The sequence below is a fragment of the Burkholderia sp. BCC1996 genome (assembly GCF_905339955.1).
Classification (GTDB): Bacteria; Pseudomonadota; Gammaproteobacteria; order Burkholderiales; family Burkholderiaceae; genus Burkholderia.
Window position 1 is genome coordinate 153,943 of sequence record NZ_CAJPHM010000013.1, and the last position, 26,226, is coordinate 180,168.

At 61.2% G+C, this 26,226-nt stretch carries 32 protein-coding genes; 5 read left to right on the forward strand and 27 right to left on the reverse strand.

The annotated features are described in order from the left end of the window. Position 1: 1 nt before the first annotated feature. The 4 genes from U4Z64_RS20430 to U4Z64_RS20445 form a co-directional block, all read right to left on the reverse strand. Complete coding sequence (locus U4Z64_RS20430; RefSeq protein WP_321820874.1) at positions 2 to 1,429, reverse strand: Eco57I restriction-modification methylase domain-containing protein; 1,428 nt, start codon at positions 1,427 to 1,429, stop codon at positions 2 to 4. Between the two features lie 103 nt (positions 1,430 to 1,532). Beyond that, positions 1,533 to 1,709, reverse strand: a complete 177-nt coding sequence (locus tag U4Z64_RS20435) for a hypothetical protein (protein WP_321820875.1) — start codon at positions 1,707 to 1,709, stop codon at positions 1,533 to 1,535. 131 nt (positions 1,710 to 1,840) lie between these two features. Beyond that, complete coding sequence (locus U4Z64_RS20440) at positions 1,841 to 2,182, reverse strand: hypothetical protein (protein ID WP_321820876.1); 342 nt, start codon at positions 2,180 to 2,182, stop codon at positions 1,841 to 1,843. A 17-nt stretch (positions 2,183 to 2,199) separates the two neighbouring features. Next, on the reverse strand, positions 2,200 to 2,823 hold the full coding sequence (locus U4Z64_RS20445) for a hypothetical protein (protein WP_321820877.1): 624 nt from the start codon (positions 2,821 to 2,823) through the stop codon (positions 2,200 to 2,202). A 362-nt stretch (positions 2,824 to 3,185) separates the two neighbouring features. On the opposite strand from U4Z64_RS20445, the gene U4Z64_RS20450 reads away from it, so the two are divergent. Continuing rightward, positions 3,186 to 4,262, forward strand: a complete 1,077-nt coding sequence (locus U4Z64_RS20450) for a tyrosine-type recombinase/integrase (protein ID WP_321820878.1) — start codon at positions 3,186 to 3,188, stop codon at positions 4,260 to 4,262. A 95-nt stretch (positions 4,263 to 4,357) separates the two neighbouring features. Here U4Z64_RS20450 and U4Z64_RS20455 read toward each other — a convergent pair whose 3' ends face one another. From U4Z64_RS20455 to U4Z64_RS20470, 4 genes are all read right to left on the reverse strand, one after another. Then, positions 4,358 to 4,684 (reverse strand): H-NS histone family protein, encoded by a 327-nt coding sequence (locus U4Z64_RS20455; protein WP_321820879.1) that lies wholly within the window; start codon positions 4,682 to 4,684, stop codon positions 4,358 to 4,360. Positions 4,685 to 5,664: 980 nt separating this feature from the next. Beyond that, on the reverse strand, positions 5,665 to 5,931 hold the full coding sequence (locus U4Z64_RS20460) for a hypothetical protein (protein ID WP_321820880.1): 267 nt from the start codon (positions 5,929 to 5,931) through the stop codon (positions 5,665 to 5,667). Between the two features lie 26 nt (positions 5,932 to 5,957). After that, on the reverse strand, positions 5,958 to 6,227 hold the full coding sequence (locus U4Z64_RS20465; RefSeq protein ID WP_321820881.1) for a hypothetical protein: 270 nt from the start codon (positions 6,225 to 6,227) through the stop codon (positions 5,958 to 5,960). Positions 6,228 to 6,236: 9 nt separating this feature from the next. After that, positions 6,237 to 6,569 (reverse strand): VVA0879 family protein, encoded by a 333-nt coding sequence (locus tag U4Z64_RS20470; RefSeq protein WP_321820882.1) that lies wholly within the window; start codon positions 6,567 to 6,569, stop codon positions 6,237 to 6,239. Positions 6,570 to 6,846: 277 nt separating this feature from the next. Here U4Z64_RS20470 and U4Z64_RS20475 point away from each other — a divergent pair, with 277 nt between their 5' ends. Continuing rightward, entirely contained in the window at positions 6,847 to 8,505 is a 1,659-nt protein-coding gene (locus tag U4Z64_RS20475; RefSeq protein WP_321820883.1) for a DNA sulfur modification protein DndB, read from the forward strand. Positions 8,506 to 8,718: 213 nt separating this feature from the next. On the opposite strand, the gene U4Z64_RS20480 is transcribed toward U4Z64_RS20475, so the two are convergent. The 16 genes from U4Z64_RS20480 to U4Z64_RS20555 form a co-directional block, all read right to left on the reverse strand. After that, positions 8,719 to 9,435 carry a hypothetical protein gene (locus tag U4Z64_RS20480; protein ID WP_321820884.1) on the reverse strand — a complete coding sequence of 239 codons (717 nt, stop codon included), beginning with the start codon at positions 9,433 to 9,435 and terminating at the stop codon, positions 8,719 to 8,721. A 71-nt stretch (positions 9,436 to 9,506) separates the two neighbouring features. Beyond that, positions 9,507 to 10,979, reverse strand: a complete 1,473-nt coding sequence (locus U4Z64_RS20485) for a hypothetical protein (protein ID WP_321820885.1) — start codon at positions 10,977 to 10,979, stop codon at positions 9,507 to 9,509. A 44-nt stretch (positions 10,980 to 11,023) separates the two neighbouring features. Beyond that, complete coding sequence (locus U4Z64_RS20490; RefSeq protein WP_321820886.1) at positions 11,024 to 11,629, reverse strand: hypothetical protein; 606 nt, start codon at positions 11,627 to 11,629, stop codon at positions 11,024 to 11,026. A gap of 132 nt (positions 11,630 to 11,761) precedes the next feature. Continuing rightward, complete coding sequence (locus U4Z64_RS20495) at positions 11,762 to 12,118, reverse strand: hypothetical protein (RefSeq protein ID WP_321820887.1); 357 nt, start codon at positions 12,116 to 12,118, stop codon at positions 11,762 to 11,764. A 122-nt stretch (positions 12,119 to 12,240) separates the two neighbouring features. Further along, positions 12,241 to 12,615, reverse strand: coding sequence for a hypothetical protein (locus tag U4Z64_RS20500; RefSeq protein WP_321820888.1), 375 nt, complete (start codon positions 12,613 to 12,615; stop codon positions 12,241 to 12,243). A gap of 17 nt (positions 12,616 to 12,632) precedes the next feature. Then, complete coding sequence (locus U4Z64_RS20505) at positions 12,633 to 13,247, reverse strand: hypothetical protein (protein ID WP_321820889.1); 615 nt, start codon at positions 13,245 to 13,247, stop codon at positions 12,633 to 12,635. Positions 13,248 to 13,303: 56 nt separating this feature from the next. Continuing rightward, positions 13,304 to 13,801, reverse strand: a complete 498-nt coding sequence (locus U4Z64_RS20510) for a hypothetical protein (RefSeq protein ID WP_321820890.1) — start codon at positions 13,799 to 13,801, stop codon at positions 13,304 to 13,306. Positions 13,802 to 13,837: 36 nt separating this feature from the next. Further along, positions 13,838 to 14,449 carry a hypothetical protein gene (locus U4Z64_RS20515; protein WP_321820891.1) on the reverse strand — a complete coding sequence of 204 codons (612 nt, stop codon included), beginning with the start codon at positions 14,447 to 14,449 and terminating at the stop codon, positions 13,838 to 13,840. 76 nt (positions 14,450 to 14,525) lie between these two features. Further along, the gene (locus U4Z64_RS20520) at positions 14,526 to 15,374 is read right to left on the reverse strand and encodes a hypothetical protein (protein ID WP_321820892.1); all 849 of its coding nucleotides are present in this window, start codon (positions 15,372 to 15,374) and stop codon (positions 14,526 to 14,528) included. Positions 15,375 to 15,512: 138 nt separating this feature from the next. Continuing rightward, complete coding sequence (locus U4Z64_RS20525; RefSeq protein WP_321820893.1) at positions 15,513 to 16,373, reverse strand: hypothetical protein; 861 nt, start codon at positions 16,371 to 16,373, stop codon at positions 15,513 to 15,515. Continuing rightward, complete coding sequence (locus U4Z64_RS20530) at positions 16,363 to 16,806, reverse strand: helix-turn-helix domain-containing protein (protein WP_321820894.1); 444 nt, start codon at positions 16,804 to 16,806, stop codon at positions 16,363 to 16,365. Before U4Z64_RS20530 ends, U4Z64_RS20525 begins: the two co-directional genes overlap by 11 nt. A 94-nt stretch (positions 16,807 to 16,900) precedes the next feature. Then, positions 16,901 to 18,037, reverse strand: coding sequence for a hypothetical protein (locus U4Z64_RS20535; RefSeq protein WP_321820895.1), 1,137 nt, complete (start codon positions 18,035 to 18,037; stop codon positions 16,901 to 16,903). A 113-nt stretch (positions 18,038 to 18,150) separates the two neighbouring features. After that, the gene (locus U4Z64_RS20540; RefSeq protein ID WP_321820896.1) at positions 18,151 to 19,020 is read right to left on the reverse strand and encodes a hypothetical protein; all 870 of its coding nucleotides are present in this window, start codon (positions 19,018 to 19,020) and stop codon (positions 18,151 to 18,153) included. A gap of 35 nt (positions 19,021 to 19,055) precedes the next feature. Next, positions 19,056 to 20,372 (reverse strand): hypothetical protein, encoded by a 1,317-nt coding sequence (locus U4Z64_RS20545; RefSeq protein ID WP_321820897.1) that lies wholly within the window; start codon positions 20,370 to 20,372, stop codon positions 19,056 to 19,058. A gap of 60 nt (positions 20,373 to 20,432) precedes the next feature. Continuing rightward, complete coding sequence (locus U4Z64_RS20550) at positions 20,433 to 21,380, reverse strand: hypothetical protein (protein ID WP_321820898.1); 948 nt, start codon at positions 21,378 to 21,380, stop codon at positions 20,433 to 20,435. A 54-nt stretch (positions 21,381 to 21,434) separates the two neighbouring features. Next, entirely contained in the window at positions 21,435 to 22,403 is a 969-nt protein-coding gene (locus U4Z64_RS20555; protein ID WP_321820899.1) for a hypothetical protein, read from the reverse strand. A 248-nt stretch (positions 22,404 to 22,651) separates the two neighbouring features. On the opposite strand from U4Z64_RS20555, the gene U4Z64_RS20560 reads away from it, so the two are divergent. After that, a complete protein-coding gene (locus U4Z64_RS20560; protein WP_321820900.1) occupies positions 22,652 to 22,945 on the forward strand; it encodes a hypothetical protein in 294 nt (97 codons plus the stop codon). 74 nt (positions 22,946 to 23,019) lie between these two features. Here the strand turns inward: U4Z64_RS20560 and U4Z64_RS20565 are convergent, their stop codons facing one another. Continuing rightward, on the reverse strand, positions 23,020 to 23,526 hold the full coding sequence (locus tag U4Z64_RS20565) for a hypothetical protein (protein ID WP_321820901.1): 507 nt from the start codon (positions 23,524 to 23,526) through the stop codon (positions 23,020 to 23,022). 114 nt (positions 23,527 to 23,640) lie between these two features. On the opposite strand from U4Z64_RS20565, the gene U4Z64_RS20570 reads away from it, so the two are divergent. Together U4Z64_RS20570 and U4Z64_RS20575 are read left to right on the forward strand one after the other, a co-directional pair. Next, complete coding sequence (locus U4Z64_RS20570) at positions 23,641 to 24,138, forward strand: hypothetical protein (protein WP_321820902.1); 498 nt, start codon at positions 23,641 to 23,643, stop codon at positions 24,136 to 24,138. A gap of 3 nt (positions 24,139 to 24,141) precedes the next feature. Then, positions 24,142 to 24,804, forward strand: a complete 663-nt coding sequence (locus U4Z64_RS20575) for an SOS response-associated peptidase (RefSeq protein WP_321820903.1) — start codon at positions 24,142 to 24,144, stop codon at positions 24,802 to 24,804. Between the two features lie 27 nt (positions 24,805 to 24,831). On the opposite strand, the gene U4Z64_RS20580 is transcribed toward U4Z64_RS20575, so the two are convergent. Together U4Z64_RS20580 and U4Z64_RS20585 are read right to left on the reverse strand one after the other, a co-directional pair. Beyond that, positions 24,832 to 25,296, reverse strand: a complete 465-nt coding sequence (locus tag U4Z64_RS20580) for a hypothetical protein (RefSeq protein WP_321820904.1) — start codon at positions 25,294 to 25,296, stop codon at positions 24,832 to 24,834. Between the two features lie 44 nt (positions 25,297 to 25,340). Beyond that, positions 25,341 to 26,204 (reverse strand): hypothetical protein, encoded by an 864-nt coding sequence (locus U4Z64_RS20585; RefSeq protein WP_321820905.1) that lies wholly within the window; start codon positions 26,202 to 26,204, stop codon positions 25,341 to 25,343. Between the last annotated feature and the right edge of the window lie 22 nt (positions 26,205 to 26,226).

The following is a 26,226-nucleotide window of genomic DNA, read 5'->3' on the forward strand; positions in this document are numbered from 1 at the left end:
CTCACGTATTCGCCATCGGGAGCTTTCGCAGCATGGTGGTCGTGAGCGAGAAATAACCGTTCTCCAACCGTGGTGCATGGTCGGCCATCCAGAACGCCGCGAGGGGCGAAGCGAGGGCTTCTTCGACGAGTCTCAGCTGTTCGACGCTACCCGCCACAATGCTGAGATTGTGGTTGATGGGCAGCACGCCCGCCGGCACGCGGATCGCTTTGGGCGATTTCGCGATGCGCGGCACGATCAGCGACGGTTGCGACAGATCCATCCTGTGGAAGGATTCCGGCGGCATCCAGCGCTTGCCCTGACGACCGCGTGCAGCCATCCGATGAAGGTTTGCCTCCAGATGTTCCAGGATCGCCGGCGGCGGCTCCTCGTATGGGGACGTTCGGATTGCCCACCGGGTTGGTGTTCCGAGCTTCCCGTCGACGATGTCGTCGGTGTCGATTGCTGGGACGAGATACTCACTCGGCAGACGACTCGCCGTTATTTGGTCCACTACGAAGACCCCGTGCGTGCCGAGCCACGGAGCGATGCGTACCTGCGCGAACTCGCCTAGCGTTGGCAAGCCCGCGTAGCTCGAGAGATCCGCGCCGGGATAGATTGGATCCTTGGAAATTTGCTGTCCGTTCTCTGTCCCCTCTTGAAGGACAATCGACACTGGATGAATGCGCGGCGGAGAACCAGCTCTACGATGCTTCGGCCGATAGAATGCCGTCGTTACGTCCAGGCGCTCGACGTGCGAGAGCGCGACCCGTGCCCCCAACGTCTCACGAAGCCGGCCGGCACCGGCATTGAACAACCACCTGTCGGCCGTCACGAGACCAATTCGTCCATTCGGACGGATGGTGCGGCTGCAGCGCTCGAGAAAGCTGTAGAGGAGATCGGCTTTGGCGCAATCGGGCACGGTCGCGTCGTATTGCTCGCGGAGGAGCGAGGGTACGTTTGCTGCGCGAAGGTACGGCGGGTTGCCGGCCACGATATCCCAGACGCTATGCGTCGGACCGTCAGTGAGAAAATCTCGGTTGATGATCATCTGTTGAGCGAGCGCCGCCGCTTTCCCGGGCGCATGACCGTGCTGCGCAAACACGGCCGCAACACGGCTCCTTGCTTCGATGCATGCATTCGGGTGGATCTCCCATCCTTCGATGAGATTGCCAGGCAGAAACCCCGCAGGCCGCGACGTCAAGAGACGATCCAGGGCACGGGCGATGAACATGCCATCTCCGCAACTGGGATCCACCAGGCGGAGGCCCTCCTGCGGCCAGTCGAGTCGGTCGAGCAGCTGATCGACTACGGGACTGGCGGTGTAGATCGCCGTGGCAGCGTGAAGGGCGTCGATCGCAGCGCGGCGAGCCGCCTCGGTTTCGTCTTCGAACAGACGCAGGCCTTGCGCCGTCTCGATCGACGTGATCCTTTCAGTGGCGATTTCCATACAGGCGAGTGAGTCTCTCTCGGGGTGAAGGGGGAGTACCGCAGGGAGCAAGATCTAACGACATTGACCGCCGCAAGAACTGGCATGGGGCGGCCCGCGCGCGTCAACGCCGCCGGTTCTCGAACACCTTCTTGCCGCAATACACCACGGCGATGATGACGATGGCCATCATGATCGAACCGATCAAGCCGAGACCGTGGAACAGCGGCTTTTCCGCGTGATAGACAGCACCGCGTACAGCGGCGCCGGCGACTTGGTCAACCAAATTGTAGTGCACCATGGTGGCCTCGAGGTCAGAGGGGCGTGGGGTGGAGAAGTGCCTTGAAAAGCAACGGCGGGCCGATGGCTAGGGACAGGCAGCGCTCTGCCGCCCTGCTCCCATGCCATGCCGGCTGGGTCAGCGCGGCCGCGTCATTGCAGCCCGAGCTGTCGGTCCAGCTCGTCACGCATCTCTGCGCGGCGCGCATGTGCGCGACGTTGCTCGTGTCGCGCGAGGAAAAACAAGAGTGGCACGCTGATCGGGAACAGAATCAGCGTCAGCACGCGCAGCATCAGGACACCCAGCACGAGCGAGGCGCGATCGACCACGATCGCGCGCTGCGGGCCCAAGGCGACGCGCACACGGCGCAGCAGCTTGTGCTCGAACGGCGCGCACACAACGCCCAACGTAACGGCCAACAGCGTGAAGGCGGCCGACGGCACATCGGGGTCGACCACGCGCCCGCGCGCGGTGCAGAGAATCGGATCGAGCATGATCACCTCCCAGCAACTTATGCGCAGGCGCAGGCCATTTCGGCGTGCTCGTGGCTCTCCACCTCGGCGCACGGCGCCGGCGCATCCTGCGTGCGGAACGTGTCGGCCAGCGTGCGCGTCATCTGTGCAAAACTGGCCAGCACTTCCTCTTCCGTGTGGGTGTGGTCGTGGCCGTCTGCGGCGCGCTGCAGAAATCCCGGCGGGAAAGTCAGCACGGCGTCGATGCCCAGCGCGAGCGCGGCCACACCACCGGCAACGTCGATGCCAGTCTGGCCGCCCGAAACGATACGCATGAGACGCCAGTGACGCGTAACGATCGAGATCGTTTCGAAAACGTATGCGTTGGCAGCGTCCTGATCGACACCGTGCTTCAGCAGAGTCGGCAGGCTGTTGCCGGCCACGTTGAGCACACGAGCGTTGCGCGCGCGCAGGGCACGAAACAGCTGGCGGGCCGCCTCGATCGGCGGAACCGTCAACGGAAGCGCAACGTAGCTTGGACCCGCGCACAGGTGCGTGAGCAACTCGCCGCGGGTCTCAAAATCGAAGGCGAAAGCTGCAGTGAGATCCGCCACGCGCGCGTTGTGCCGCGTGCGCGGCGAATAGCCGCGCTCGGCATGGGTTGTCAGTTCGAACAGGCTCATCTTGACCTCGCAGGCACCATCCGGGTGCGTTCATGCAATATTTCCCGATGTCTCATTTATATTGCATAAGACGGACGCACGCAACATAATGATGCTGCGCTTTTGGTCGATTTCCGTGCCCTGCCGCGGCCGTTTGCCTGCTGGTGTCCTATACTAGGACGCGTGCAACTAACCATCAGCATGCGATGCCCCCTCCACGCCCGTCCGTTGGATCCCGCCGAGCCCCAGCTGCCCAGGCTGGGGAAACGCTGCCCCTGTTCGCGCCGACGCTTCCAGACTGGGATCTGGATCCGCTCGGTTGCTTCGATGCCTGGCTGGTCGCCGTCGGCTTCCGGCCCGGATCCGCCCGGGTTTATCGAACCATGTGGAACCGGTTCATCCAGCACCTTGCCCGACGGAATATTCGCCTGTCCGATGCGTCGCCTGGCGATATCGAGTTGTTCCTGGCCGAGCGGCCGGGAAACCGTCCGCACCAGGTGCGCTATCTCCACATCATCGAGCGAGTGCTGGATTTTCGGCGTGCACAGCATGTGGTCGCCACACGTTCGGCCGCCCCGGCCGTGTCCGACACTCCCCCGCCCTCTGTCCCGAACGCCGCGCGACTCGTGGGCATCCGGTCGACGTCTGCATGGCGCTCGGCGCGGCCGAACAGGAATACGGCGTTTCTCACGGAGGTCGAGCGTGAGGCGATCGACTCGCTGATTCACAAGCGCATTTCGGGATGGAGAAACGATTTGCACGTGCAATTTGCACCGGTGCAAATGGGAGAAATTGCACGTGCAAATTCGCAAAGTACATCTGGCGGTCCCGGCATGGCGGTGGAAGCCATGCCGGCTATCACGGAAGAGGATTTTCGGCGGATGCGGGATGTGGCAATGATCGCGGCCTACCTCCATGCGGGCTTGAAGGTTGGCGAGGCTTTATCATTGACGGTTAGTTGCATGATGTTCGAGGAAGGCTGGCTGCTGATCGATGCTGCGGATCCTCACTATGCGCGCCGGATTCCGCTGACCACGGCGGCCGGACCGTCAGCCGTACTCCTCCGGACGATTCTGGAGACATGGCTGAACGTACGCGCGGCCGCCGGAACGCGCGGCCATCTCGCCTTTCCTGCAGATGCCATGGGGCGTCCCATGCATAAAGCCACCAGTCTGCGCGGGGTACGAGCGATCCATGCGGCCGCCATCACCGCAACAGGGTCCATGGATCGTGACAAGGGAGAATCGACTGCTTCACCAGGCGGCCAACGCATCAGGCCAAGGATCAGCCCCCAAACGCTGCGCAACAGCTACGCAGCGTGCCTCTTCGAGCACGGCGAGAGCGACGATCTCGTCGCAGAGCGGCTCGGATTCGACCAGCTGATTTCCGCCACGCGTCTGCGCGCAGCCTGGGAGGCATGGGCCTCGACACTGGAAGAGGCAGATTTCCTGGTGAACTGAACAGCCCAACAGAAATGAGGCACCTGGCGGCCCGGGCCCGAATACCCTCTCGAGTTACGGGCCCGGTGAGGTGCTCTGCTGAGAGCGCGATCGCGTCACGCTGGCTGTTCGATCAAGAATCGATCGCGATTCTTCGCGTTGGCGATCCACGACGGCGCGCGGCCCTTTCCACTCCAGGTCGCTCCCGTCTTCGGATCCTGATACTTCGGAACGCTCGTGCCTTTCGCCGTACCGGCGCCTTTCGATCGGGACATGCGCTTACGCCCGAACACGTCTTGCTCAGTCAGGCCGAACTCGGCCACCTTCGCGCGCACATCAGCAATCACTGCCTCGACCTCTTGAGCGCGCAACGCCTCCGCCTCGGCCTGCAATGTCTCGATTTGCGCCCTCACGTCTGAATACGTACGCCTGTTACCTGCCATTGCTAATAGTCCTCTGGTGGATTGTTTTTGCCAGCTGCCGGCCGGCAGACGGGGCGCATCTGCGCCAAGTGTTCCTATCGGCGCCCTATGGCGTCTGCAAGATCTCGCATCGCCGCGGCGGCCTGCGCTGAGGTACATGGCGTGTCCGCACGCGGGAACGCAAAATGACCGTCGTTGCCATTGCTTCTCCCTAGTCCTTCGGTAGGCGATCGCGCAGCGCTAAACCTGCGGGCGTTGCGCGCCAGCAGCCCCGATCGCCCCGAGTTGCGAACCCGGCGCGATATAGCGCCATAATCGTGTCCGTGTTGCAAACGCGTTGCCCGTTGACGAGAATCACTGACCCACCGCCTGGCTCCGCTTCCCATCCATGAGATAGCCACCGCATTACCCGAACTTGGGGCGCGCTCAACTTCGGAGAGGTCGGCGTCGCGACTGGGGTCTCCTCGAGCACTGTGATCTTTCCCTCACCGCTCACGTCAACGGTAATGCGGCAGCCACACTTACCGCACGATGCCTCCCCAATGCAACCGGTTTCACGGCGCTTATGGCGTCGCCTCATCTGCGATGAGCCGACCCAGATTTGCGCGACACATTCGGGACGCGGGCAACGCACGCAGATAGCTGACGGTTCGTCCACTGGGTAAGGGGTGTCAAGTCGCTTGCTGCACATCACAAGATGCTCCACGTTGTCACGATTGCTCGGCCCCAAGATCTACAGCAACGACATCTGATCGCCGTTGGATTCGCGAGTCCCGCATTCGCCTTCCTCGCAAGCTCTGCCCGATCGGCGCGCAGGCTGCGCGTCCCGGACTGCCTGTCCGGCCACCGCATCTCCTCGGAATTCGCGGCCCCATTCTGGGGAAAGCACGTCGGCCGAGAACAACACGCCAGGTGCAATCTGAACGGTCCTATTCATCGGTCGACCTGTCCTTAAACTTCCGCCCAGCTATCAAGCAGCATCCAAACATTCGGTTCCCCTGTTACGCCTTCCGCAACGCGACCGCACGTGGCCAGTACAGCTTGCCGACCGACTTCGAGGTCTTACCGGGCACCCGCACCACGTATGATACGTGCGCGCGATACAGGCCCGTACCGCTCCCGCGGTGCAATTGCGGAAAGCACGCGCGATCCGGATAGGTCTTCGGCAGCACAATCGCCTCAACTACACCCGTCTTGGTCTTGGTCGAACCATTCGCTTGGCTGGACCACGTCACGATGTCGCCAACGTTGAAAGTCGTGTCCGTCATTTTGCTTCTGCCATTTAGCTTAATTCTCACTCCCGGACCAGCGCACTGTTGAGCTTGATCACGGCATCGCGATATAGCTTCTCTCGCCAGCCCCTGCCTTGATAAATCGACGACTCAACATCCGCGGCTCGAACCGGCGAAATGCCAAGAGCGTAGCCGCGCAACTTTTCGTTAACGGTGATTCCGCCGACGAAGCGGCCGTCTGGGCCCTTGGCCTCGAGCAGCACGCCGAATGAGCATGGCTCGGCTGTCCAACCGGAGGGCAGTTCGATCGGCAATTGGAGATCAGGATCCATTTTCCCGCTTCAATCGGCAAATGCAAAGACATGCACCGTCTCGCCCGTATCAGGGTGCTTGATGGCCACAGGATTGAGCTTAAAAAGGCCTCCACCCGTGTAGTTGCATGGCCCCGGTTTCGTGCCCATGTCGACGTTCATATGCTTGCCGTCGTGACGGCCGATGCAGTTGAAGTACGCGAGATTGACGTCGACCTCAAGGTCCTTGAAATCCTGCATCGACTGCACGTGACCGCAGCACGGACACTTGAACTTCCACCCACTGGGGTGCTCGCCAAAACGGCGCACTGCGTCTTGTTTCCACTCGCGGAACTCCATCGGCGTCTTCACCGTGGCTTGCATGTTCGCCCTCACGTTTCACGATCCCACAATCAGAATGACAGATCACCCAGGGGCATGCAACATCACTTTAGCTGGCGAAATACCTCTACTCTCCAGTAACGAACTTGATTCCGACAAACGGTGCGACAATTCGGCTCCGCACGTTTCCATGTCCCATCAGTTGCCTGCCATTTTATTGCCTGCGAAATGGTGCCCAGATAACATGTTTTCCATGGATCTGCGCTTACGCGGCATCTAATCAATTAGGCGTACGGACCGCATAGCCGAGGAGCGATCAATGGCAACCAGACACTACGTGCTTGCCCTTCAACAAGCGTTCGTGCCGGGCGAATCGATGTACGACGCAGGCACCATCGTGTCGCCGCACAACGACTCTATCCGGGCACGTGAGAAGGCGGACAAACTCAACCGACAGGGTGGTTACAGCCCCCGCAATGCGGGATTCGCTGCGATCGCTCACGACGGCAACCTCACGAGGGGTCAGTGCTACCCGGACGTCCTGAGACAATACCTGGTCGACAAGTACGATACCGACGCGATCCACGCGATGAAGGGCGTGCTCGATCCGTACTGGCTCAGCGACAAGCCCGTTACCGAAGAGATGACCGGTTGGGCGCTCGAGGATTTGAAAATCTCGCTGGCCGATCTGCGCGTGCGTTATCAGGATCGCGCGCAGGCCGAACTGGATGCCGCGCAGGCCAAGCGTATCTGCAATGCGGAGCGCACCGCTCGCATCGAGGCCGTCCGCAACCAGCTCGTTACGGAACGAAGCGAATTCACCTATACGTTCCCGGCCGTCGCCGGCGTGCAAGCCGGCCGTTCCTACTACGCCGCACAGGTGCCGTACGGCGCGCTCGTGAAGCTATTCACATTCGATGACGCGGACACGGTGCCGGCGCACCTGCGCGCGCAGCGCGTGCTCAACGAACGACGTGCCGAAGACATCGGCATCTACGTGACCGAAAATCGCGACGACTACGTGCTGCCAGCCATCACCGCGAGTGTATCGTCGGAGATGTCATTCGAGGCCGTGGCGGTTGCAGGCGCCGCTGGCCGAATTGGCTTGCTGCACATCCCGATGGACGCAACCCTGCTTATCAACGATGGACAGCATCGTCGGCGCGGCATCGAGCACGCGATCGCCACGCGCCCGGAGTTGCGCGAAGAAACCATCACGGTGACGATCTTCTTCGACCAAGGTCTCCAGCGATCCCAGCAGATGTTTGCCGACATCAACGGCAAGCAGGTCAAGCCCTCGTCGGCAATCAATGCGCTCTATGACCGTCGAGACCCCTTCAACGCCTGGGCTCTCTCGGTCATGGGCATCCTGCCAGGCATCGGCACGCGAATCGACGTCGAAAATTCGACGGTCCCGACCAAGTCGTACAAGCTCTGGAGTCTGATCGTGTTCAAGAAATTCTTGTCGATCTTGACCGGCGTGAACCCGAAGAACATCACCGGCGTCGACGCAGCGCGATTGCACCAGATCGACGAATTCCTCCTCACTTTCTTCGAGCAGTGCAGCTCGCACATCCCCAAGTGGGCTGCGATGATCGACGGCGACATTTCCGCTTTCGAAGTGCGTGAGGAGTTTGTAATCGGCCATGCCGTGTGGCTCGAAGCCTTGGCCACGTTCGCCCGTCGTGCGCTGTTCACGGGGCACTTGATGGATTACGGTCGCCCCGAAGAGGGCGTGATACGCCCGGATCTCGCGAAGTGGGACCGCATGGGCGCGCTTTCGAAAATTGACACGCGACGCGCCTCGCTTATGTGGGAGAACCGCTGCGTCGTGCTGGGGAAGATGCAAAAAACGACCGACGGTGTGAAAAGCACAGCGGCTCGGCTGCTGATGCTCGCCAACGTCAGCTTGCCTGCCGACATGGATGCGCTCGAAAAGCGCTTGCAGGTCGATTTCGAGAAGCGGTTTGCCGAGTGACGGCTGATGATGCGGTGCGGCGGTTGCGACGCCGCCGCACCGCCCTGTCGAGTATATCGACAGACAAAGGTGAGCGTTACCGGGTGAGGGAACACGATCTTCAGTGATCGTGTGCGATGCTCAGCATCGCCCAGTCCGTCCGATGTGCCGGCGTTAAAATGCCGCCGATGCCCCAGAGGAAAGTGCGCCTCGGGTGGAATTCAGCGCGATGGCTTACATACTCGGTGAAGGCGACTGACACTCCGGCTCGGACATCGGCTCCGAGCCGATTTCCGGACCCGATGTCTCTTCCGCGTAATTCTTGCGGGCACGTACCAGTTCATCTTCGAACAACATGCCATTGCGATCGCAATAATGCATGAGATTTGCCACCAGGTCGGACACGACATCCTGTTGGTCACAGCGCGTCACGTTACGGAAGGTCTCAAGCGCAGCACCAGCCCAGACAGCACGATCGTCGTTCATGCCTTCGGGGTCAGCCGGCAGCAAATCCGGCGCGTTCAAGTCGACAATATTGCCTGCCGCAATGCCTGCCTGGCGCTGTTCCTCGGGCACGCCGTGCTCGAACGCTTTAGCGTCAGCGGAGGCGGGCTGACCATACTTCGAGAAATCCGGCGCACCTCCGCATTGGTTGATGAACAAGTCAGCATCGACACCATTTCCGGGGGCAAGTCTCCGGAATTCATCAAGTATGTCGTTTGCACGTTTGATCTTCTCCTGCCGGTCACCAAGCTCCAACGCGAGAATATGACCATTTCCACGGGCAAGCTGCACGCCTTGCAGAGCCCTTTCCTGCTCGCGCAAAACGTTCAATGCATAGGTCACGCGTTGCTTCACGGCCGGTGGAACGACGATCTCCGATAGTTCCACTCTTTGCGTTTCGGCTTCAATCGCGTCGACGCGTTGCTTGACTTCTTCGATCTTCGACATTCACTCGCTCCAGAAGCCGCGTTGGATATCCTCTTCGTGGATACGCCGCGCGAGTAGTTACAGGTTGACATTCACATGCGCGGCGAGGGCAAGTCGGGCGTGGTTGCAACTTCTCCCGACAACCTCTTTACCTCGTCCTGGACTGCATCGCAGAGGTCATTGATGCTGCCCGGGATGTTGCAGTCAGCCACCAGTTCGTCGAACAAGCCAGTATCCGTTGCTAGGGCAAGGGCCGCACTCAAATGGCCAAGTGCCACAACTTGCTCGTTCGTGTATCGGCCATCCGTATCAAGCGCTTCTGGCTCGCCTCCTTCGTCCTCGTCGCACGAGTCGACTGCGCTCGCCAGGTCGGTACCGTTGTACTCTTCGAGCATCTTGCTGACGATGTTCCACGCCGAAACAGCGCGCGGATTCGAGCTATTGCGAACAGCTTCCCCTGTGAACTCGAAGCCAATTGACTGCAGCAGCACTCGCGCCATGCGCTCCGCCCCATCGACCACGTCCTTATCGGTCATGCCAACTGTCCTCTCCGACAATCCACCGCGAGCCATTGCGGCCTCCCAAACTTCGCGAGTGACACCGACACGGGCAAGCTCGTGTTCGCGAAGATTCTGCAATCCGAATTCAACCAGAGACTGCCCAGTTTCAACGGGCATATCCGCGCCCGCGTTCCATTCGATCACGTGGCCATCCCGATCAAGACCAAGCACTTCCCCATCGCGGTACGGTTCCAGCTGCTGACCGTGCATCGCAGTTGCCGCCCACTTTGGAAGTCGATCGATCTCAACGAAATCGAATGCCTGCGGATCACTGCTCACCTTGTTTTCGTCGAACAACGACCTCGCCAAATCATCCTTCTGATCCGAGGTCGCATCATTCCAAGTCTTGTAGCCGCTTACCTGAGCAGCGACCAACTTGTCGTTGGCCACGTCGACAACAATGCGACTGTGGGCCTCCACGCGCCCGTCCTCGCACCACGACCACGTGTGACTCCAACAGCCAACGAACAAACGTGCCTTCGGTAGTTTCCGAACTGAACCGTACCGCTCAACGGCTACCTGATCACCGACGCTCACCGAACCTTCCGGGAATTTCGCTTTCTCGACGGCATACTTCGTCCCCTCCTCGGCCTCGAATACGATCTCGGTGAGCGACAGGGCTACGACCTGCCCTTGACAAGCCGCGAGAATGGGTTGAGCCCCCATTCGAGAGGACAGGGCAGGATACTTGCGGTTGAAGTCGTCCAAAGCTGCAGCAGATTCGAACCCCAAGGCCTCCGCCGCTGCCAGCGCCAAAGCGGGATCTCCCTCGCGCAGAACGTTGAGGTTAAGGTTGTCGGCGGCCTTTTGCGCAACCTCCAGCACACCACTCCCATCGACGCCCCTCGTCTTGCACGACGCCAACATGTGGCGAATCAGCTCATCACTCCATTCCTGCACGTACGCGAGCCGCCTGAGTTTCGGATCGATCTCCGGCATCTGAGCATTGAACTGCTCGATGGCCTGCTCGACATTGAGTTGGTCTTTCGGCAGATTATTTTCCATCTTGGCTCTGCTCCCAAACAGGATTCGATTAGTTAGCGTGTGAATTACATACGCGGCGAAGGAAAGTCCTGATTCGGCTCGTCGCAGGTATGGATGTCATGCTGCATGTGAAATTCCGCAGCAACACAAAAACTTCCGTCATCGCCATAGCTGCCGATCAGAGTGGTCGTATTGACATAGCAGTCGACCACGTCGTCCGGATCCTCATTCCGCCCGCCCGCCCGCAGTCGATCCTTGAATTCTGCGCCTGCATCGTCCGCTGTCACGGCCGGAATGATCTCCACCGTGTCATCGTCATCCCCGTGAACACGCCCTGAAACGACGAAGAGATTCAGATTCTGCGATGGCGCGAAATCCGGCTTCGCGCCCACTTCACATACCACCTCGTAGGCGTCTGCATGCGGCAATCGCGGAAGCTGCACCGGGGCCGAATTGACACGCTCACACAGCTCATCGATGCCTGCATCGTTCATCGAGACGTCCTCGCCACCGTTGGTCGCAATGTCGTGGATAGCCTCCGAGCGATTCGCAGGTTCGCCCATGCCGTGTTGCTGGTAGAAACGGAGTGCGGCGAGGATTGTGTTGCGATCCTGATCGGACCCGAAAACAAGAACCGGAGTGCCGCCGGCGCTGAGTTCCCGTTCGGCCATGGGAGATGGCTCCTCACCCAAAGCTAACTTGGCGGCCTGTACCGCTTTGATTCCACGAACGCCGAGCGGCGTGAACTCGACAGCCTGCACGAGATCGCGCGTAGCGTCGACAAGAGCTGGCTTCGAATTGAATTATCGAACGATGCGTCGCTTGATAGCCTCCGTTTCAGCAGGCGAGTCGCCGGGCTGATACATCTCTGCGACCTTGCGCCCCTCGTTGTCGGTAATGAAGCGCCCCGAAGGCACCAGGGTCATCGCCTTCGCATCAATCTCCGGCGGTTTCCGATCCGCGTTCGACTGCTCAACGACGCGTTCTATCACGGCCGCCGCGTGCATAGCGGAGAGCACATCGACAGCCGCCTCTCGCCGTCGAGCGATCCATTCCGGCGTCGGGTGCTCGTTCGACAGTCGCGTACCCTCACAGTTAGCGATCAGACATTCGCCGGTCTTCCGATCCCAGACGCCGAATACGCCGTGAGAATTGGTCACTACCTGCTGTCTCGACGACGACGTAACCTGGTACTCGCGTCCTGCCTCGTCGTATAGGGGACGAGCGGGATCAAGCGGAACGATTGGCCGCGGATCAGACTCCTGAAGAACCGCAGCGCTGCTCAGCTGCAGTTTTCTTCCAGCCTCTCCGCTAATCCCTTCCCCTTTCGACATAATTCCTCCGCAAAAAGATAGCCGCGTGCGCAACCGCGCGCGCCAGCAAATTCACCAGCGAATTGATCCTCGAACCACGCCACCACATCTGCATCACTGACCAGTTCATCGTCCCTAGACCGGTAGAACCGATCGGAAAACCTTTCGAATGCAGCCGTTCCGACTACTTGAGCCAATGCACCGATGTTTCCCTCCGCCCAGTCAGCCAATGTGCTGCCATTGACGGCGCTTCCGTCGACAAAACCGGGGAAGAACTCAATGAGACGAATGAGGAAGGCTTGCCGGCGCGAGACGCGCGCTTTGCCATACTGGTGATCCGACACGACGCACCCTCTGCACGTCATGGCCGCGGGGACGCGTCCGACGCACCCGCCCCGTCAGCGTCGATTTCGACTCCATACTCGGCCAGAACCGCCGCATCGCTTTCTCCTTCCGCCGCTGGATGGTTCGCGGCACCTGGCACACCATCCATAATCCGGTAGGAAGTGATCTGACATTCAGGGTTGTAGCCCGAATGATTCCAGCCGAAAGACTGTGCACATCCGACGTGCGTTTGCCCGTTCCGAAATATCACTTCAACGCGCGTGTCGTCTGTCACACCTTCCGGAAAGTGGCTTCCGGTGAACGGTGATCCGCCCCACTCCACAAAGTCCTTCGTTATGCTCCGAGGTGCTTCGTCCAGCGCAACCCAGTCCGGGAGCGAATCGATCGCGGCCAGGCCAAAGGCGTCCGGATCAGCGCTCACGTCGTTGGCGTCGAACAGCGATTCAGCGAGATCGGCTTGCTCCGCTGACGACAGCTTGATCCATTTCAGTCCGTCAAACGCCCGCGCTGCGACGAGCTTGTCGTTCGCGACGTCGACAACGATGCGACAGTCGGTTTCCATCCGACCGACGCCAAATAGATGCGACCACGTTCCGGCGAACAATTTCGAATCAGAATGCTTCTTGACCATATGCCGTCTTTCCACGAGCGTGACTCGACCCGGCAGGAAGCCGGGGCAGAAATTCCTCAGCCTCGACACCCGGGCGCGTCGAGATGAACGCCATCCTCCTCGAGCACCGCTTCGAAAAATCCCTCGTCAGCCTCGCTGACCGGGACCATTTGCTCGTCGGCTAGCGGCGGCGCCTCCAGCGACAACGTTGCCTCGTAGCGCTGCACCGATTCGATGTATTCACCGAGCGGGCGGACCGTCATCTGCCCATCGCCAGGCAGATGCGCTTCGATTTGCTCGATCGCGTAAGCGGCGCTCTGCTTATCCGCGAACTGAAGCGCGGCAATTCCACGCGCCGGACGGCCCATGAAGAAACGGTCATCTGCCGACATGCACAGCGCACGCCCGTGGCGATCGACCACGACGAAGCGGGCGAGCAGGTCACAAGCACCAGCGCGAGTGGCCGGACCATCCCGCTGCTCATTGGCCTTGAACAGGCGCAAGAATTCGCGAAGCAGCGTCCGCCCCGCCATGATGATTTCGACCGTCTCGGCGGCCGCATGAATGATTTCCATCGACGATCCTTTACCAAGGCTGAATCTCTGCCACCGCTACGGCGCACAATGCGCAGATTGATACTCTTCTTCCTCGCCATCGCGATCTGCTTCGCCCATGTGAGCGTCAACATCCGCGCTTCTCGCCCTCTCGGCCGGCAGACACTGGGAGTAAGCGTTGCTCAACGCCTCGAGCGCCACGCGCGCGACGGCGGGACCTAACCCAGCTACTTCGGCCAGCGTCGCCGATCGACCCAGCACCGCCCGCACCTGCAGCTGCGCCCGCTCTTCGACCAGTTTCGCGATCTGCCCATCGATCTCACTGATCCTTCGGCGCCCAGCTGCTTCTGCGCCAGGCCCAACGATCAAGCGTCGACGCTCGCCCACAAAACACACCTCGACTTCAGTCAGCGCCTGGGAAAAATGTTCGGCGAACTCCTGCACGTTCTCGGTCACGGCGGCCGCTACATCCGCACCGATCAACCCGGACGCGCTGAATCTCAGGCCGGCCATGCCGTGATTCGGCATCGCGTTGGCCGCTCCCGACTCTCGTGCGACATGCGTCGACTCCAGGTAGCGATGCAACAGCGCTGCCAATTTTTCCTGCGCGACGCCAATACTCGACACATCGACCGAGATACGTCCGAATATTTCGTAAGGTGCACTCATCATCCCCTCCAGACCAATCGCCGGCTAATGCTGCGACATGCCCGTCCACCCCCTTAACGAGTCGAAACCATCGAACTCAGTGCGCACTCGTCCAAGTCGGCGGCACAATTACCTCGGGCGGATCCAACGAGATCGGCGCGGCCGATTCAACCTCCATCCGCTGTTCCACCAAGTGGGTCTCGAGCATCGCGAGGCTCAGTGCGCGGCCATAAAGCTCACCGAGCGCGCAACTCTCCTCGACACTCGCGCCAAACGGGAGCCAATCGGTGCCAATCGCATTCAGCGGTGCGCGTGCGCGAACCGTGACCAGGCGCTCGAACATCGAGGGAGTGATTGCGTGGGTGCTGACGAGCGCGCTGCACGCTTCGCGTTGCGTGTCCGTCAGATCGCATCGCCTACGGAGCCGCCGCCGCTCGATTTCTGTCCGGAGGTCCTCCGGCACTTCGGGCGCCCGCGTCGCCCAGTTCAGATACGCATCGCGCGCGACAATCTGGCTGCGCGAGGTGTCAATGGGTTCGTTGAAATTCGCAATCCCGAAATCAGCAATGCACCACGGAATCTCGCGCTGAGTGCCAGCCTCGTCGATCATCAATCGACCGACGCTCATGACCATGCTGATTGCAATACTTGCCGGGCTACGCCGCGAATCGATGTCGTGCGCGCGATCGACCAGCGCCACGCGCATCGCGCGCGGCGTCGCGTTCGCGAGATCGGAAAACACCCCTATCAGTGCACCGTGGGCCGGCGTGCCTTTCTCATCCCTAAAACACACGGCCACCAATTCGAACAAGTCAGGGTCGAGGTCGGCTGGCGCGCGAAACACGGGGAGGGTCGCCTTTGCAAACAGTCCGAAAGGCCCCGGCGACGGCGAGACGTGCTGAGACGTGCCATCGATTGCCTCGAATATCACTTCGTCCAGTCGCACCTCGCACCCTCCAACGCCGTTCTTACGACGATTGTAGGCGTGCGTCAGATGAAGTGCAATTTATATTGCGCAATGTATTTATATTGCACGAGACGCTGCTCGCGGCCCGGTCGCACCTCCTGCGGAGTAAGTGCGAAGTTACCCCCGGGGCGCATCCGACTCGAAGATCTCGTTATCGCCCGGACCTTTCGGACGGTTCAAGCTCGCTTCGTATGCCTTTTGTCGGTCCGCAATGGAGCGAAAACGCTCCCGGTGCTCATTGAGACGCTGCTCCTCGACGGGCCAGCCTTCGTTGAGGAACCGTTGTATCTGTGGGTCGCCTGCTTGCCTCAAGGCGTCCAGTGGAACCGCCGCTGTCGTGTCGATATCGAAGTGATACCAAGCATACTTCGCCTCGTCGCCGTCACTGAATCGGATCACCCGCTTGAGCATGTTGAGCGTCTGTCGTGGTTCTACCTGACCCACGGTGTTCACGAGGAACCGCTTCGCGACCTCGACGGCTAGCTTTGCCTGGCTTTGGCCTGCAAAGCCGCGTTTCTCGGGAATCTGCTTGAGATTCGAAATCTTGCTTTCCAGCAGCAGCAAGGGATGGATCACGTTGATGGTGACGCCATCGATTTGCATCGGAACCGCCTTCTCCAACACTTCCATGCTGCCGAGGCCGGCCACCAGGTAAAGAAAGTCAATCTCGCAGGCGTCCTCCAGTCCCGGAAGGTCGACGGCGATTTTCCCGCTATTGGGCGTCGCGTCATCGAGCGATGCGATGTAGACGCGGGGGTTCATCGCCGCCAGCTTCTCCGACGCCGCGATGACAGCCTCTTTGCCGCCATAGAAGTCGATGTCTCGGGTGAGCGCCGGCCCAGGCAAGGGAATGTCGAATCGCTCGCACCAGAACACGACAGCCTGACCACCCACCAGCACCGTCTCTTCCGTACTGGCCTCGCGGATGATCAGCGCTGCCTGATCACGCGTCAGTGCGGGCTTCTCCTCAGAACTCACCTAGCTCTCCAAATGCCGGGTAATGCGCGACGCGGGCGCTTCGGACGTCAAGCGGCGCAAGGACAAACGCCTCACGGCGGTTTTGCTCCGCTGACTTCGCGGCCTGCATTTGCGCCTCCAGACGCTCCCGCGATGACCGGACGATTGGCCCCCAATCGTCAACCACTTGCCAATTGGCGGGCCACGAGGACGCGGGCGCGCGGTCCTCGCACAGGCTCAACGCGCATTTGAGTTCGGCGAGCACCGCCATTGCAATGTAGAGCCCGACGTTCTTTCCAGACTCGAGGTCTGCAATCGTCTGACGACGCACGCCGACGGCGTTGGCCAAGTCAGACTGACTTTTGCCCAATCGCGCACGCTGCAGGCGGATCTCGGCACCGAGCGCCCCTGCCGAACGAAGTAGTTTAAGGTCCATGTTCGGTTTATAGAACATCGCCATCTAGTCCGCAAGACAATGTTCGCTTAATCGGACATTTTCTTGCCGCACCCGTCGCAACCCGCTACCACGTCCATCAGCAGAACATCCGCTAACCGCGCGGTGCAACTGGCTCGAGAGACTCGTCACCCACTCCCGCATCGTCCGACTCGACCGCACGCTGGGTCATTAGATGCTCACTGAGACGCCTCTGGAACCCGGCAAGCGTCGCGAGAGCGTGTTCCAATTCGGCCAGCAACTCTTCGCCGGCGCCATCACGAATCGCAGCCCCCCAATCCTCCCAATTCGAAACGAATTCGCAAACGGTCCGCTGCGCGACCGCACCAACGAGGTCGACCGGCAAATTCTTGACAATGGAGGCGGGAGACTCATCGGCGTCCTGCAGTGTCCGGGTGCTTTCGCCCACCGGCGTCGAACAAAATTCAGGGCTCTCCGACAGTATCTCCGCCAACGCTCGCGCTTGCGAGACTTGCGTCGCGGCGTGCCGGTCGGTCAGCACCTTCCCAGCGGCCGCCTGGCGCAAATGAGCGATCAGTTGCGGATTCTCGAGGGCCCATTGGCGCCACAACTGCTTATAGGCCTGCCAGATCTCTTCGTGCGTCATGGGCTGACGCGGAGGTTTGCCCTTACCCAAGCGCCAGTCGTTCCCCAGCGCCCGATAACCCTTCACGTCGAGCTGATAGGCCTCCTCGATGGTCCGACCATCTGACAGACGAGCATACAGCGCGCTGAAGCGGCTATCGCCAGCGCTCGACACCTCGTAACCTTCATCGCCACCACCGACAAATTGTGCCCACGCAAAGACCGCACCGCCGGGCTCCCCCGATTTCTGATCCGGAATCGCCCGTGCTGCGGTGTTCTTCGCGATATCGTTCTCAGATCGCTTTTCGGATATCGGGGCCGCGGCGAACTGCCTCAACGCCGCGAAACCTGACGACAGTGTGGCTTGCGCCTCTGGCATCCGTTCCGACGTACAACGGTTGGCGATATCTCCAAGCCATTTTTCCTGTGGCTCGGTGAGATGCTGGAATGTGTTCAATCGGTGCCTGCAGGATCGTACAAACTCGCGTTCCCGTTCCGACAGCTGATCGTAGTGGTCCAGCGCGGAATCGATCCAGCCCCGGAGCTTCTTTTCATGTTCCTCGGCTTGTTGCGCCCGTGCCTCGCGTTCGCGGCGCATCTCGTCCTGAAACGCTGGGTCGTTCAATTTCTTGAAATCAATTGGCATTTGTTTGCCCCGGGGACGTTCTAGATCAGACGCTCGGCGACGGCGCCCTGGTCGCGTCGTTCTCGCCATCCTGCGCAGCGATCATCTCGGCCATTCGATCCAACTCCGGACGCCTACACGCGTGACAATGATGGTGACGATGAGGTGGGAGTCGAAGCTTCGATCTCGTACCCCTTCCCACGAAGGTAGTCTCGCGACTCATCGGGATTCCAGGTCTCCGGACGACTGCAGAACGCCGCATCTGCTTGGCCGGCATTCATCTCCCAGATTCGCTCTTCGGAGACGCCAAGCAATTGCGCAGCACGCGAAGCATCCCCATCCGCAAGCCAGACGGCATGCATGACGGCCACAAATTCTTCGTGCGGCAGACCAGTGTGATACTCGGCGATGACACGCGGCGTAAGCCCCTGCGCCGAAGGCTGCGTTCCCATTGGCGCCCACTGGTCTCCCTCAAACTCGGCGAAATACCGAATCAGAGATGTCTCGCGATACTGTAGGAAACGGACGCTCCCGAATAAACCTTCAATGAAGTGCGTGCACCCTTCCGGCACACCATACTTGTCAAATTTCAGAGCGACTCCGTTGACCACCCGCGCCTTCCCATCGATCGGCTCAATACCGATCGACGCGAACGCGCGATCATATGCACGGCACTCGTGTTCCCAGTACGAGCGATCGTCGACATCGGGCGGCCGCACAATTGCCCGATCGCGCGCGATCACCAGTGCTTCGCGCCATGCCGCATGGTGCGTTCGAAAATCGTCGGGAATCGCGCCAGGTGCATACGCGGAAAAGGCCTCGTCATACGCACGGATCTCGCGATCCCAGTAGGCCTTTTCATCCACATCCGGCGCGACGACGCGCGCCTGATCCCGTGCGATGACCAATGCCTCGCGCCACGAACCGCGGTGCGAGACGAAATCGTCATCCTTGCGCACCGCTGTTGCACACGCACGCTTTTCGACACTTTCCGATTGCGACATGATTTTTCTCCTATGCGCGTCTGGAAACGCGGGAATCACCCGCGAGGAGCAGCCGACTCGAAGTCCTCGTGAGCTTCGTCGCTATCGTCCGGCTGATGGCCGGCAAGCTCGTCCTCCGTCGCAGCGAATTGCCGCAACGCACCGAAGCCAGTTGACGAAGTGCCCAGCACCGCGTGCGACGCCTGCTGTGCCGCGGCCTCCTTGCCATCGATCACGCGCAGATTGCCCACGCCGAAGGCACGAAGCTCGGACACGGTCGAGGATGTCGGCGACGACGTCGCAGCCGGCGGCGCAGCGGCCGCCGGCGACGGCTCCGGTGCCTTCATCACGTACGTCGGATCGGCACGTCGCATATACGCCTCATGCGCGTCACCGAGACCGTGTCGAATCAGGTGATCCCTCAGAACTTGATCCGGCATGTTGTTCTTGGCTAGAACATCGCTCACGACGTCTTCCGGCACACCCGCGCGGCTCGCCATGTGCAGGTTGAAGGCGCTCGCTTCGAGAAAGGTCTTTTGCAGGTCCTGCAGGCGCTCGAAGCGCGTCGTAAGCGCGGTAAGTTTGCCGTCTGGATCCGCCATCTTGACGAGCGGGTGATCCGGATGGGTACGCGTCAGGTTCAGCAGCGCTGCGCCGACCTGCTCCGGCGGATATACCTTCAGATCTGCGGCCAAGGGGGAAGCCTTCAGGCCATTGACCAGTTCGTCGATCACGCGCTCGCTCATGGCGCCCAGTTCGCCGTAGCGATGCAGCGTCATGTTGGCCTGTGCCGCCGCCAGCGCGGCCACCGTGCCCTCGCCGAGGCCTTTCGGCAGGTCAGTGGCCTTGAGTCCGTCCGGCGGAACCACGCTGTCGAGAAACGCATCGAGACTGTCGACCATCGTCGGCGCGACCTTTTCCGGCACGACCGCCTTCAGGGCCTGCTCATCGAACTTCGCTTCGTCCTTCGCGTCCCCGGTCTTGACCGGCGCATCTGCGCCCGCGGCCTTCGCTTGCTGTGCCGGGCCATGCGCGACCCCGGAAAAGAAGTGGGTCACGCGCTGGAACATGCGCTTCAGCCACTCGTACACGCTGTCTTTCCATTCCGCCAGGAATGCCAGTTTGGGCGCAGTCTTTTCGTGCGCACCGCGGATGGCACGCGCGACACCGCGCATGGCCACTCCCGGCGCATCGACCACGTCTTTCGCGGTCTGGCTGACTGCAAACCCGGCATACGCGAAGGCCGACTGAATGCGCGGCCAATTCACGGAAACCGTCACCCAGCCATCTTTCGCGCGCGACTGGTTGACCCGCCCCGAATTGCCCGGGCCGATGCCAAAAAAGTCCCGATAGTTGAATGATTCGTTCGACATTGCACACTCCCCGGTTGTATAGCCCTGTTTTTGAATCCCGCCGCACCGCGACGGGAGAAATCACGCCCGCTCCATCGGCCGATCGATGATTTCTTCCTCGACCTGCTCGATCTTGTGCATGTCGCCGGGGCTCAGATCAAGCTGCCCCGGCTGAGCAATCCGGTTCAGCGTGCGAGCGGCGGCCACCCGTTCGCCCGGACGCATCACTGCCGACTCTTCCTCGAGCGTCGCCACCAGGCGCATCAGGCGATCGCGGCGGTCACGTGCGAGACGGGCATGCAGGCCGACGTCGCCATCGCCGCTCTCTGCTGCCGCAGGACTGGCCATGCCAGGCACATCCCCATCCGCGGCCGTCGCCAGTACGGCGCGCTGAATAGCATCTTTCCCCGAGTCCTTGCGCTCGCCGCGTTGCTCAGCCCGGAAGCCATCCATGCCACGCACGATGTCCGTGGTGCCCAACCCAAGCTGAATCGGACCGTCTTTGTCGGGTGTCATGCGATTGGTCACCCCCTCGGCAAGACGCTCCCCGAAGCGGTCCGACCAACGCTCGATCTGCGTGAGCAGTCGCTCGCCCAGCTCACGAGCCTTGGCCAGATGCGCGTCGAACGCCGTCGCAGCCTCCCGCCGACGGATTAGCCGATCCGCGTCGTCGCCCAACCCCATTTGCTCGCCGCGACCATCGAACGCCGCCTGGGCCGCCAGCTCGTCGCGCAGCGCAGACACCGACCGGCCCAGCCCGAGCGATACGAACTCCAGCATTTCCTCGCGACGCTTCCGCACCACGCGTGATACCGGATCCTCCATCCGTTCGTTCTGCGACTCGATCTGCGTGAGGATCACCTCGGTGTCCGAAAGCAGGTCCTCGCTGCGACGCGCCGTGTGGCTCATACGGCCCAGCTCAAAGCGGCGGAGCAGCGCATCGTAATCGTTGCCAACCTTGAACAGCTTGGCGCCCTGGGGCAGTACCGCGAGCGTCGGATTTTGAAAGGCCAGTCGTTTCGAAAACACGTTCCCCCCCCATCTATTGGGCGTTGATCTGCTTGTCCTGTGTGCGATATCGAATCAGAGTCGATGACTCATCAGGGCCGCAGCCTCGCCGACGCCACCGTCGTCCGCATCGCTGCACCCGTCGAACACTGCCGGCGGAGGCACATCGATGTCGTGCGCCTCATACCCTGCCTCGCGTACTCGCCATCCGGCCGCCGCGAATTGCTCGATCGAACCATCCAGCCCGTTCGTGACCACGCCGACCTGCCCGAAAAAATGCCGTACATCAGCTTCCTGCTGACTCGGCTCGTCGAGCGACAACCGCAACCAGTGCTGGCCGCCATTCGGCGATAGGAAATGCATGCCAGCCGAATGCGCCTGCACGATCGGCGAGCGGCCGCCGGCATTTGTGTCTGCTTGGTGCACGTCCACACCCTGAATCAGGCCGAAGACCGCGCCCATATCCATCGGGCCCAGCGCAACCGAACGCCAGCCTTCGATCGGCTCCTCGGCACTATCGAACGCGTCATAGTCGCCCCGCTCGGTCAGCGGACGGGCGCCCGGCACGTTGTACAGGCGCGGATGCGCAAACATCGACAGCAAGTCGTGACGGATAACCAGGCGCTGCCCGCACGCAAAATCCTCCACATCGGCACGCGCGGCATGCGTTGCGCGCGAAAGCACCGCCGGCACGTCACCGGCCGCAAAGCGGTAGGCGCCATAGACGCGGTCGGCCAGCACCGACTGCATCCGCTGGCGCTCGATCTCGAGCGTGCCGCGCACGTCGAAGGGTGAGACCAACCCCTCCAGAAGCGCGGCAACCTGCGCGCGGGCCTTGAAGTAGGGAGAGAGGTCCTGAAAGGTCGCGCGGGAACTGACCAACACCTTGCGATGTGCGTCCCACCGCGACACTGTCCAGCCGTCGGCGATCGCGCCATCGCGCTCGACGTTTAGCGAGTGACGTGCTTCCCAGATGGGCGGGCCCTGGCGCGCGAGCGCCGGCTCTTCCATCGCCCGGAACGCGGATGCCAGGACAGATGCCATGACTACCTCAACCTAGGAATGAATATGTCGCGAAGCGATCTCATTCTAGGCTCGCCTCGACGCTTCATGCAACATAAAATTATTTGGCTATTATGTTTCATGATGTGCCGAATGCCGCGTCCTGCTGGGCTGATGGGCATCACGTCGTCTCGCGCAGTCGTCGATCCTGCGGAAGGCTCCCCTCGTCTCCGCAGCGCACGCGCTCCTCGCCTATACTGAACGGCGCGAATAGACAGAGCGGAGTTTCAATGGCGAAGGTAATTCGAGAACCGGTCGACGGCTGGCTAATACGGATGAACGATGAGGTCGGAAAGCGCGCCGTGTCGGGATGCGTGTTCCGATTTGGCCGCATGTCGATGGACGGCAGGTATCCGCTAGTCGAAATGCGTCAACCGGGATGGTCGGCCGGCGCCCAGCATTTTCATCCCTTCAAGGATGAGGCCGCCGTGCGCGAGTTTCTGTTGGGGTTGGGCTTTGCGGAAATGCCGCGCGTGCCGCCAGGCGAAGACACGCCGCGTTGGAGGCTCGATAGCGACGAGTAGACGAGGAGTAAAGCGACGCCCGCCCCGCTCCTCTTACCCTTTGCGATCGAACGTGCGGCCGGGGCAAATGAGGATCAGCGTGACACTTCCTCACCATCACCAGGCGCGGCGCCACCCGACTTCCCGCCAACTTCACCCGTGCGCCGCCGCTCGCGTGCCAGCAACATGCGCAGCGCATGAATGGCCACAAGCCCGCCGCCAACCTCTCGCGTCCACTCCCCGCGGATTGTCTCGCATAGGCCGGCAATATCGCCGATGACGCGCCGCACACGGACAATTTCGAGGATCGCACGATGCACGTCAGGATCGGGGACGCGCCACCATAGCTCGCGAAGCTCGCCGTCCTGCGGTGAATCAAACGAGGGAAGGGCCCTGAGTCCGCTCGGCTTCCCCTTGATCTTCTCGCGCCATTCCGGCGGCCCGACGCGCTCCCGGCGCGTATGCTTCAGGCGTCGCGCCTCGTTCTCGATAAGCGTCATCGAGTACCCAGCCTCGGCCACCGTCAGCCAAAACGGATACAGCTTCACCTGGCCGTCGTCGAGGTCGGTGTACTCCCACTGATACTCCCAAACTGGCCCCATTTTCGACACCGATACCTGTATGAATGTACAGTATAGCGAACCGGATACAGATGCCACCAATATCGGATATGGGATACCTCGCCGCGCAAACACGAAGGGAATATGGAAAAGACAATGCCCACCGCCGAACCGGATGAAGAAGCACGGACCACCTCGATCGGCCTCGCACGCTATGCGTACGAGTACATCGAGGCAGCCATGCTGATTGACGACGTCCACACGGACAAGAACCCGGGGACGCAGATTTCGCCCGTGCCGGCTTACTTCTTAGCCCATCACGGTATCGAGCTTACGCTCAAGTCCTATCTGCGCCATGCCGGCATGACCGTGCGCGAGTTGCGCAAGAAGCAGTACGGGCACGATTTGCACGCCTGCTACCGCAAATCGAAGGAGCTAGGCTTGCTCAGCATTTTCAAGGAAACGGACCGCGACGTGACCGCAATGGAACTGCTGGTCCGATTGAACCTTGACCACGGCTTGCGCTATATCCAGACCGGCATGAAACACTTCCCGCTATGGAGCATCGTCGAGCCGCTTGCTGTCCGGCTCCATCAGGCCATCGCTCCGGCGGTCGGCTTCCACTCCTTCACGAAAACCTACGGGGGTTACTGACCGATGTGCACCAACTACCGCGCACCGAACGAAGATCCGGGAATCAGCGAGCTGAAGCTCGGCATCGGCGACCTTTATCAGCGCACGCCGTGGGAGCCAGAAATATGGCCGGACTATGCAGCGCCGATCGTGCGGGCTGGCGGTGACTGCGCGGAAGCCGTTATCGCCAACTTCGGGATGATCCCCAAGGACCACCAGCCGCCCGGCAAGAAATACATGACCGTCAACGCCCGGTCCGAGACGGTCGGCGAGAAGCCGGCGTACCGCACTGCCTGGCGCGCAGGCCATCGCTGTCTCATTCCAGCCCGCTGGATCTACGAGCCGAACTGGGAGACGGGGAAGCACGTGCGGTACCGGATTGGAGTCGCCGACTGGCAGCCGTACTGCGTCGCCGGGATCTGGCGAGCGTGGAAGGGGCCGGACGGCGCCGAGACGCTCGCGATGGCGATGCTCACGCTCAATGCCGACGAGCACCCGGTCATGAAACACATGCACAAGCCCGGCGACGAAAAGCGGTCCGTCGTCATTCTGCGCCCGTCAGACTACGACGAATGGCTGCACACGAAGAACGTTGAGGCCGCGCGCGCATTGCTGCAACTGTTCCCAGCGGACGAAATGGTGGCAGCAGAAGCACCGAAGGAACGCGCTAGCCCGAAATCGAGTTAGCTGACGATCAATGTGGTCGATGGCGACCTACACACGCGGCGAAGGGTGATCCAATTCGGAATCGACTTCCGGCTCATTGAGACTCTCCTCGTCCACCACAACGCGCCGACCATGCTCCACGGCTTCACCATGGTGATCCGTCTGCCCGAGATCGGTCCAGCCGGACGGAGAGCACAAGTGCGCGACGCCGCGCTCGTCGACTATGATGTCGCCCACGCTCGTCGAGCGGCAGCCCGAACCGCTGAACTTGGGATCGACGCCCGGGTTGTTCCACCACTCCCGCTCGATGGTGTTGGTCCGCTCGAACACGTCCTCGAGATCGCGTGCGTCGAGTTCGGCCACCAGCCGATACTCGCAGTCTTGCGCCGGCGCGAGATACAAGGCGCGCGCCTTATCAGCGTCCCTTTGTGCATCCAACACGGTGTTGTTGTGCGACAACTGGCGCGCAAGCTCATCGCGCGTGTCAGAAAGGTGGTACACACGAAACGTCATGATCGTCTCCTCAATGTGGGTGGCTTGTCGCATCTGAACATCGGTTACCCGCGAGGCGCCGGAAGGTCCACCGGCGCGATCTCAGCCTTGATCGCTTCCCAGCGCTGGTCGGCGCGATCGAACAGCGCATTGACGTCGTCGACGGAAAGATCCATCGATTCGGCGAGCGCCGGCAGATCGAGTTCCTGCGTCGCCACGATCTCCGCGATCAGCCGCGGGAACTGAATGTCGTCGCGTTCCCAAGGCTCACCATGCCCGGCCTGAGCCCGGTGGACGCTATGGGCATCGTGATCCCCGGGCTGCTCCCTCCGTCCCGGATCTGCGGGCTCGTCCGAATCTCCGAGCGCCATTTCCAGAGCGGCACATTCGGCGCGCAGCCAGTCGGGCACATTGCCACCGTACGCATCCAGCAACGCTCTCGCCGCAGTTCGCAACTTCCCATCGCCGCGGCCAACACCTCCGACAGGAGCCTCGGCCGAAGCGGTCGACGACATCGAAGGCGAACCAGGATGCGAAATCGGATGCAAGTCGTCCAGCGTCAGACACCGCATGTTCTCGTGCGATTCGAACAGCTGCAGCGACACTGCCTGGCCGCAGTCGTCCGCACACTTGAACGTCTTGCCGTCCCACTGCCCTTGCGCGATCCCCCCTTCCGTCAGATCCAGCACCGACTCATAGCGACCGTCGTCCCAGACGAACCTCACAACCACGTGCGCAGGATCTCCCGTCGGATCCATCACGCTCCACTCATCCATCACGGGACTGCTTCCATCGTCGCCCTCGTCTGCGAGCCCGCTCGTGCTGCCCAGAATTTCCGCGACACCGGCCGCTCTCAGCAGCCTCACGAAATCGGCGACCTTCGGATCGACACTCCTTGAACCACAGTCGGCTCCATCGTTATACGGCATGGTCCACTCCTTCGTTTCATCA

Excerpts from the sequence above, each read along its gene's own strand:
- U4Z64_RS20445 (WP_321820877.1), bottom strand. The coding sequence starts at position 2,823 with ATGAGCCTGTTCGAACTGACAACCCATGCCGAGCGCGGCTATTCGCCG.
- U4Z64_RS20535 (WP_321820895.1), bottom strand. The coding sequence starts at position 18,037 with ATGCCAATTGATTTCAAGAAATTGAACGACCCAGCGTTTCAGGACGAG.
- U4Z64_RS20475 (WP_321820883.1), top strand. The coding sequence starts at position 6,847 with ATGGCAACCAGACACTACGTGCTTGCCCTTCAACAAGCGTTCGTGCCG.
- U4Z64_RS20515 (WP_321820891.1), bottom strand. The coding sequence starts at position 14,449 with ATGAGTGCACCTTACGAAATATTCGGACGTATCTCGGTCGATGTGTCG.
- U4Z64_RS20560 (WP_321820900.1), top strand. The coding sequence starts at position 22,652 with ATGGCGAAGGTAATTCGAGAACCGGTCGACGGCTGGCTAATACGGATG.
- U4Z64_RS20455 (WP_321820879.1), bottom strand. The coding sequence starts at position 4,684 with ATGGCAGGTAACAGGCGTACGTATTCAGACGTGAGGGCGCAAATCGAG.
- U4Z64_RS20440 (WP_321820876.1), bottom strand. The coding sequence starts at position 2,182 with ATGCTCGATCCGATTCTCTGCACCGCGCGCGGGCGCGTGGTCGACCCC.
- U4Z64_RS20565 (WP_321820901.1), bottom strand. The coding sequence starts at position 23,526 with ATGGGGCCAGTTTGGGAGTATCAGTGGGAGTACACCGACCTCGACGAC.
- U4Z64_RS20575 (WP_321820903.1), top strand. The coding sequence starts at position 24,142 with ATGTGCACCAACTACCGCGCACCGAACGAAGATCCGGGAATCAGCGAG.
- U4Z64_RS20545 (WP_321820897.1), bottom strand. The coding sequence starts at position 20,372 with ATGTCGAACGAATCATTCAACTATCGGGACTTTTTTGGCATCGGCCCG.
- U4Z64_RS20435 (WP_321820875.1), bottom strand. The coding sequence starts at position 1,709 with ATGGTGCACTACAATTTGGTTGACCAAGTCGCCGGCGCCGCTGTACGC.
- U4Z64_RS20540 (WP_321820896.1), bottom strand. The coding sequence starts at position 19,020 with ATGTCGCAATCGGAAAGTGTCGAAAAGCGTGCGTGTGCAACAGCGGTG.
- U4Z64_RS20585 (WP_321820905.1), bottom strand. The coding sequence starts at position 26,204 with ATGCCGTATAACGATGGAGCCGACTGTGGTTCAAGGAGTGTCGATCCG.
- U4Z64_RS20450 (WP_321820878.1), top strand. The coding sequence starts at position 3,186 with ATGTGGAACCGGTTCATCCAGCACCTTGCCCGACGGAATATTCGCCTG.
- U4Z64_RS20480 (WP_321820884.1), bottom strand. The coding sequence starts at position 9,435 with ATGTCGAAGATCGAAGAAGTCAAGCAACGCGTCGACGCGATTGAAGCC.
- U4Z64_RS20470 (WP_321820882.1), bottom strand. The coding sequence starts at position 6,569 with ATGCAAGCCACGGTGAAGACGCCGATGGAGTTCCGCGAGTGGAAACAA.
- U4Z64_RS20460 (WP_321820880.1), bottom strand. The coding sequence starts at position 5,931 with ATGACGGACACGACTTTCAACGTTGGCGACATCGTGACGTGGTCCAGC.
- U4Z64_RS20570 (WP_321820902.1), top strand. The coding sequence starts at position 23,641 with ATGCCCACCGCCGAACCGGATGAAGAAGCACGGACCACCTCGATCGGC.
- U4Z64_RS20490 (WP_321820886.1), bottom strand. The coding sequence starts at position 11,629 with ATGGCCGAACGGGAACTCAGCGCCGGCGGCACTCCGGTTCTTGTTTTC.
- U4Z64_RS20530 (WP_321820894.1), bottom strand. The coding sequence starts at position 16,806 with ATGTTCTATAAACCGAACATGGACCTTAAACTACTTCGTTCGGCAGGG.
- U4Z64_RS20510 (WP_321820890.1), bottom strand. The coding sequence starts at position 13,801 with ATGGAAATCATTCATGCGGCCGCCGAGACGGTCGAAATCATCATGGCG.
- U4Z64_RS20580 (WP_321820904.1), bottom strand. The coding sequence starts at position 25,296 with ATGACGTTTCGTGTGTACCACCTTTCTGACACGCGCGATGAGCTTGCG.
- U4Z64_RS20485 (WP_321820885.1), bottom strand. The coding sequence starts at position 10,979 with ATGGAAAATAATCTGCCGAAAGACCAACTCAATGTCGAGCAGGCCATC.
- U4Z64_RS20555 (WP_321820899.1), bottom strand. The coding sequence starts at position 22,403 with ATGGCATCTGTCCTGGCATCCGCGTTCCGGGCGATGGAAGAGCCGGCG.
- U4Z64_RS20465 (WP_321820881.1), bottom strand. The coding sequence starts at position 6,227 with ATGGATCCTGATCTCCAATTGCCGATCGAACTGCCCTCCGGTTGGACA.
- U4Z64_RS20505 (WP_321820889.1), bottom strand. The coding sequence starts at position 13,247 with ATGGTCAAGAAGCATTCTGATTCGAAATTGTTCGCCGGAACGTGGTCG.
- U4Z64_RS20430 (WP_321820874.1), bottom strand. The coding sequence starts at position 1,429 with ATGGAAATCGCCACTGAAAGGATCACGTCGATCGAGACGGCGCAAGGC.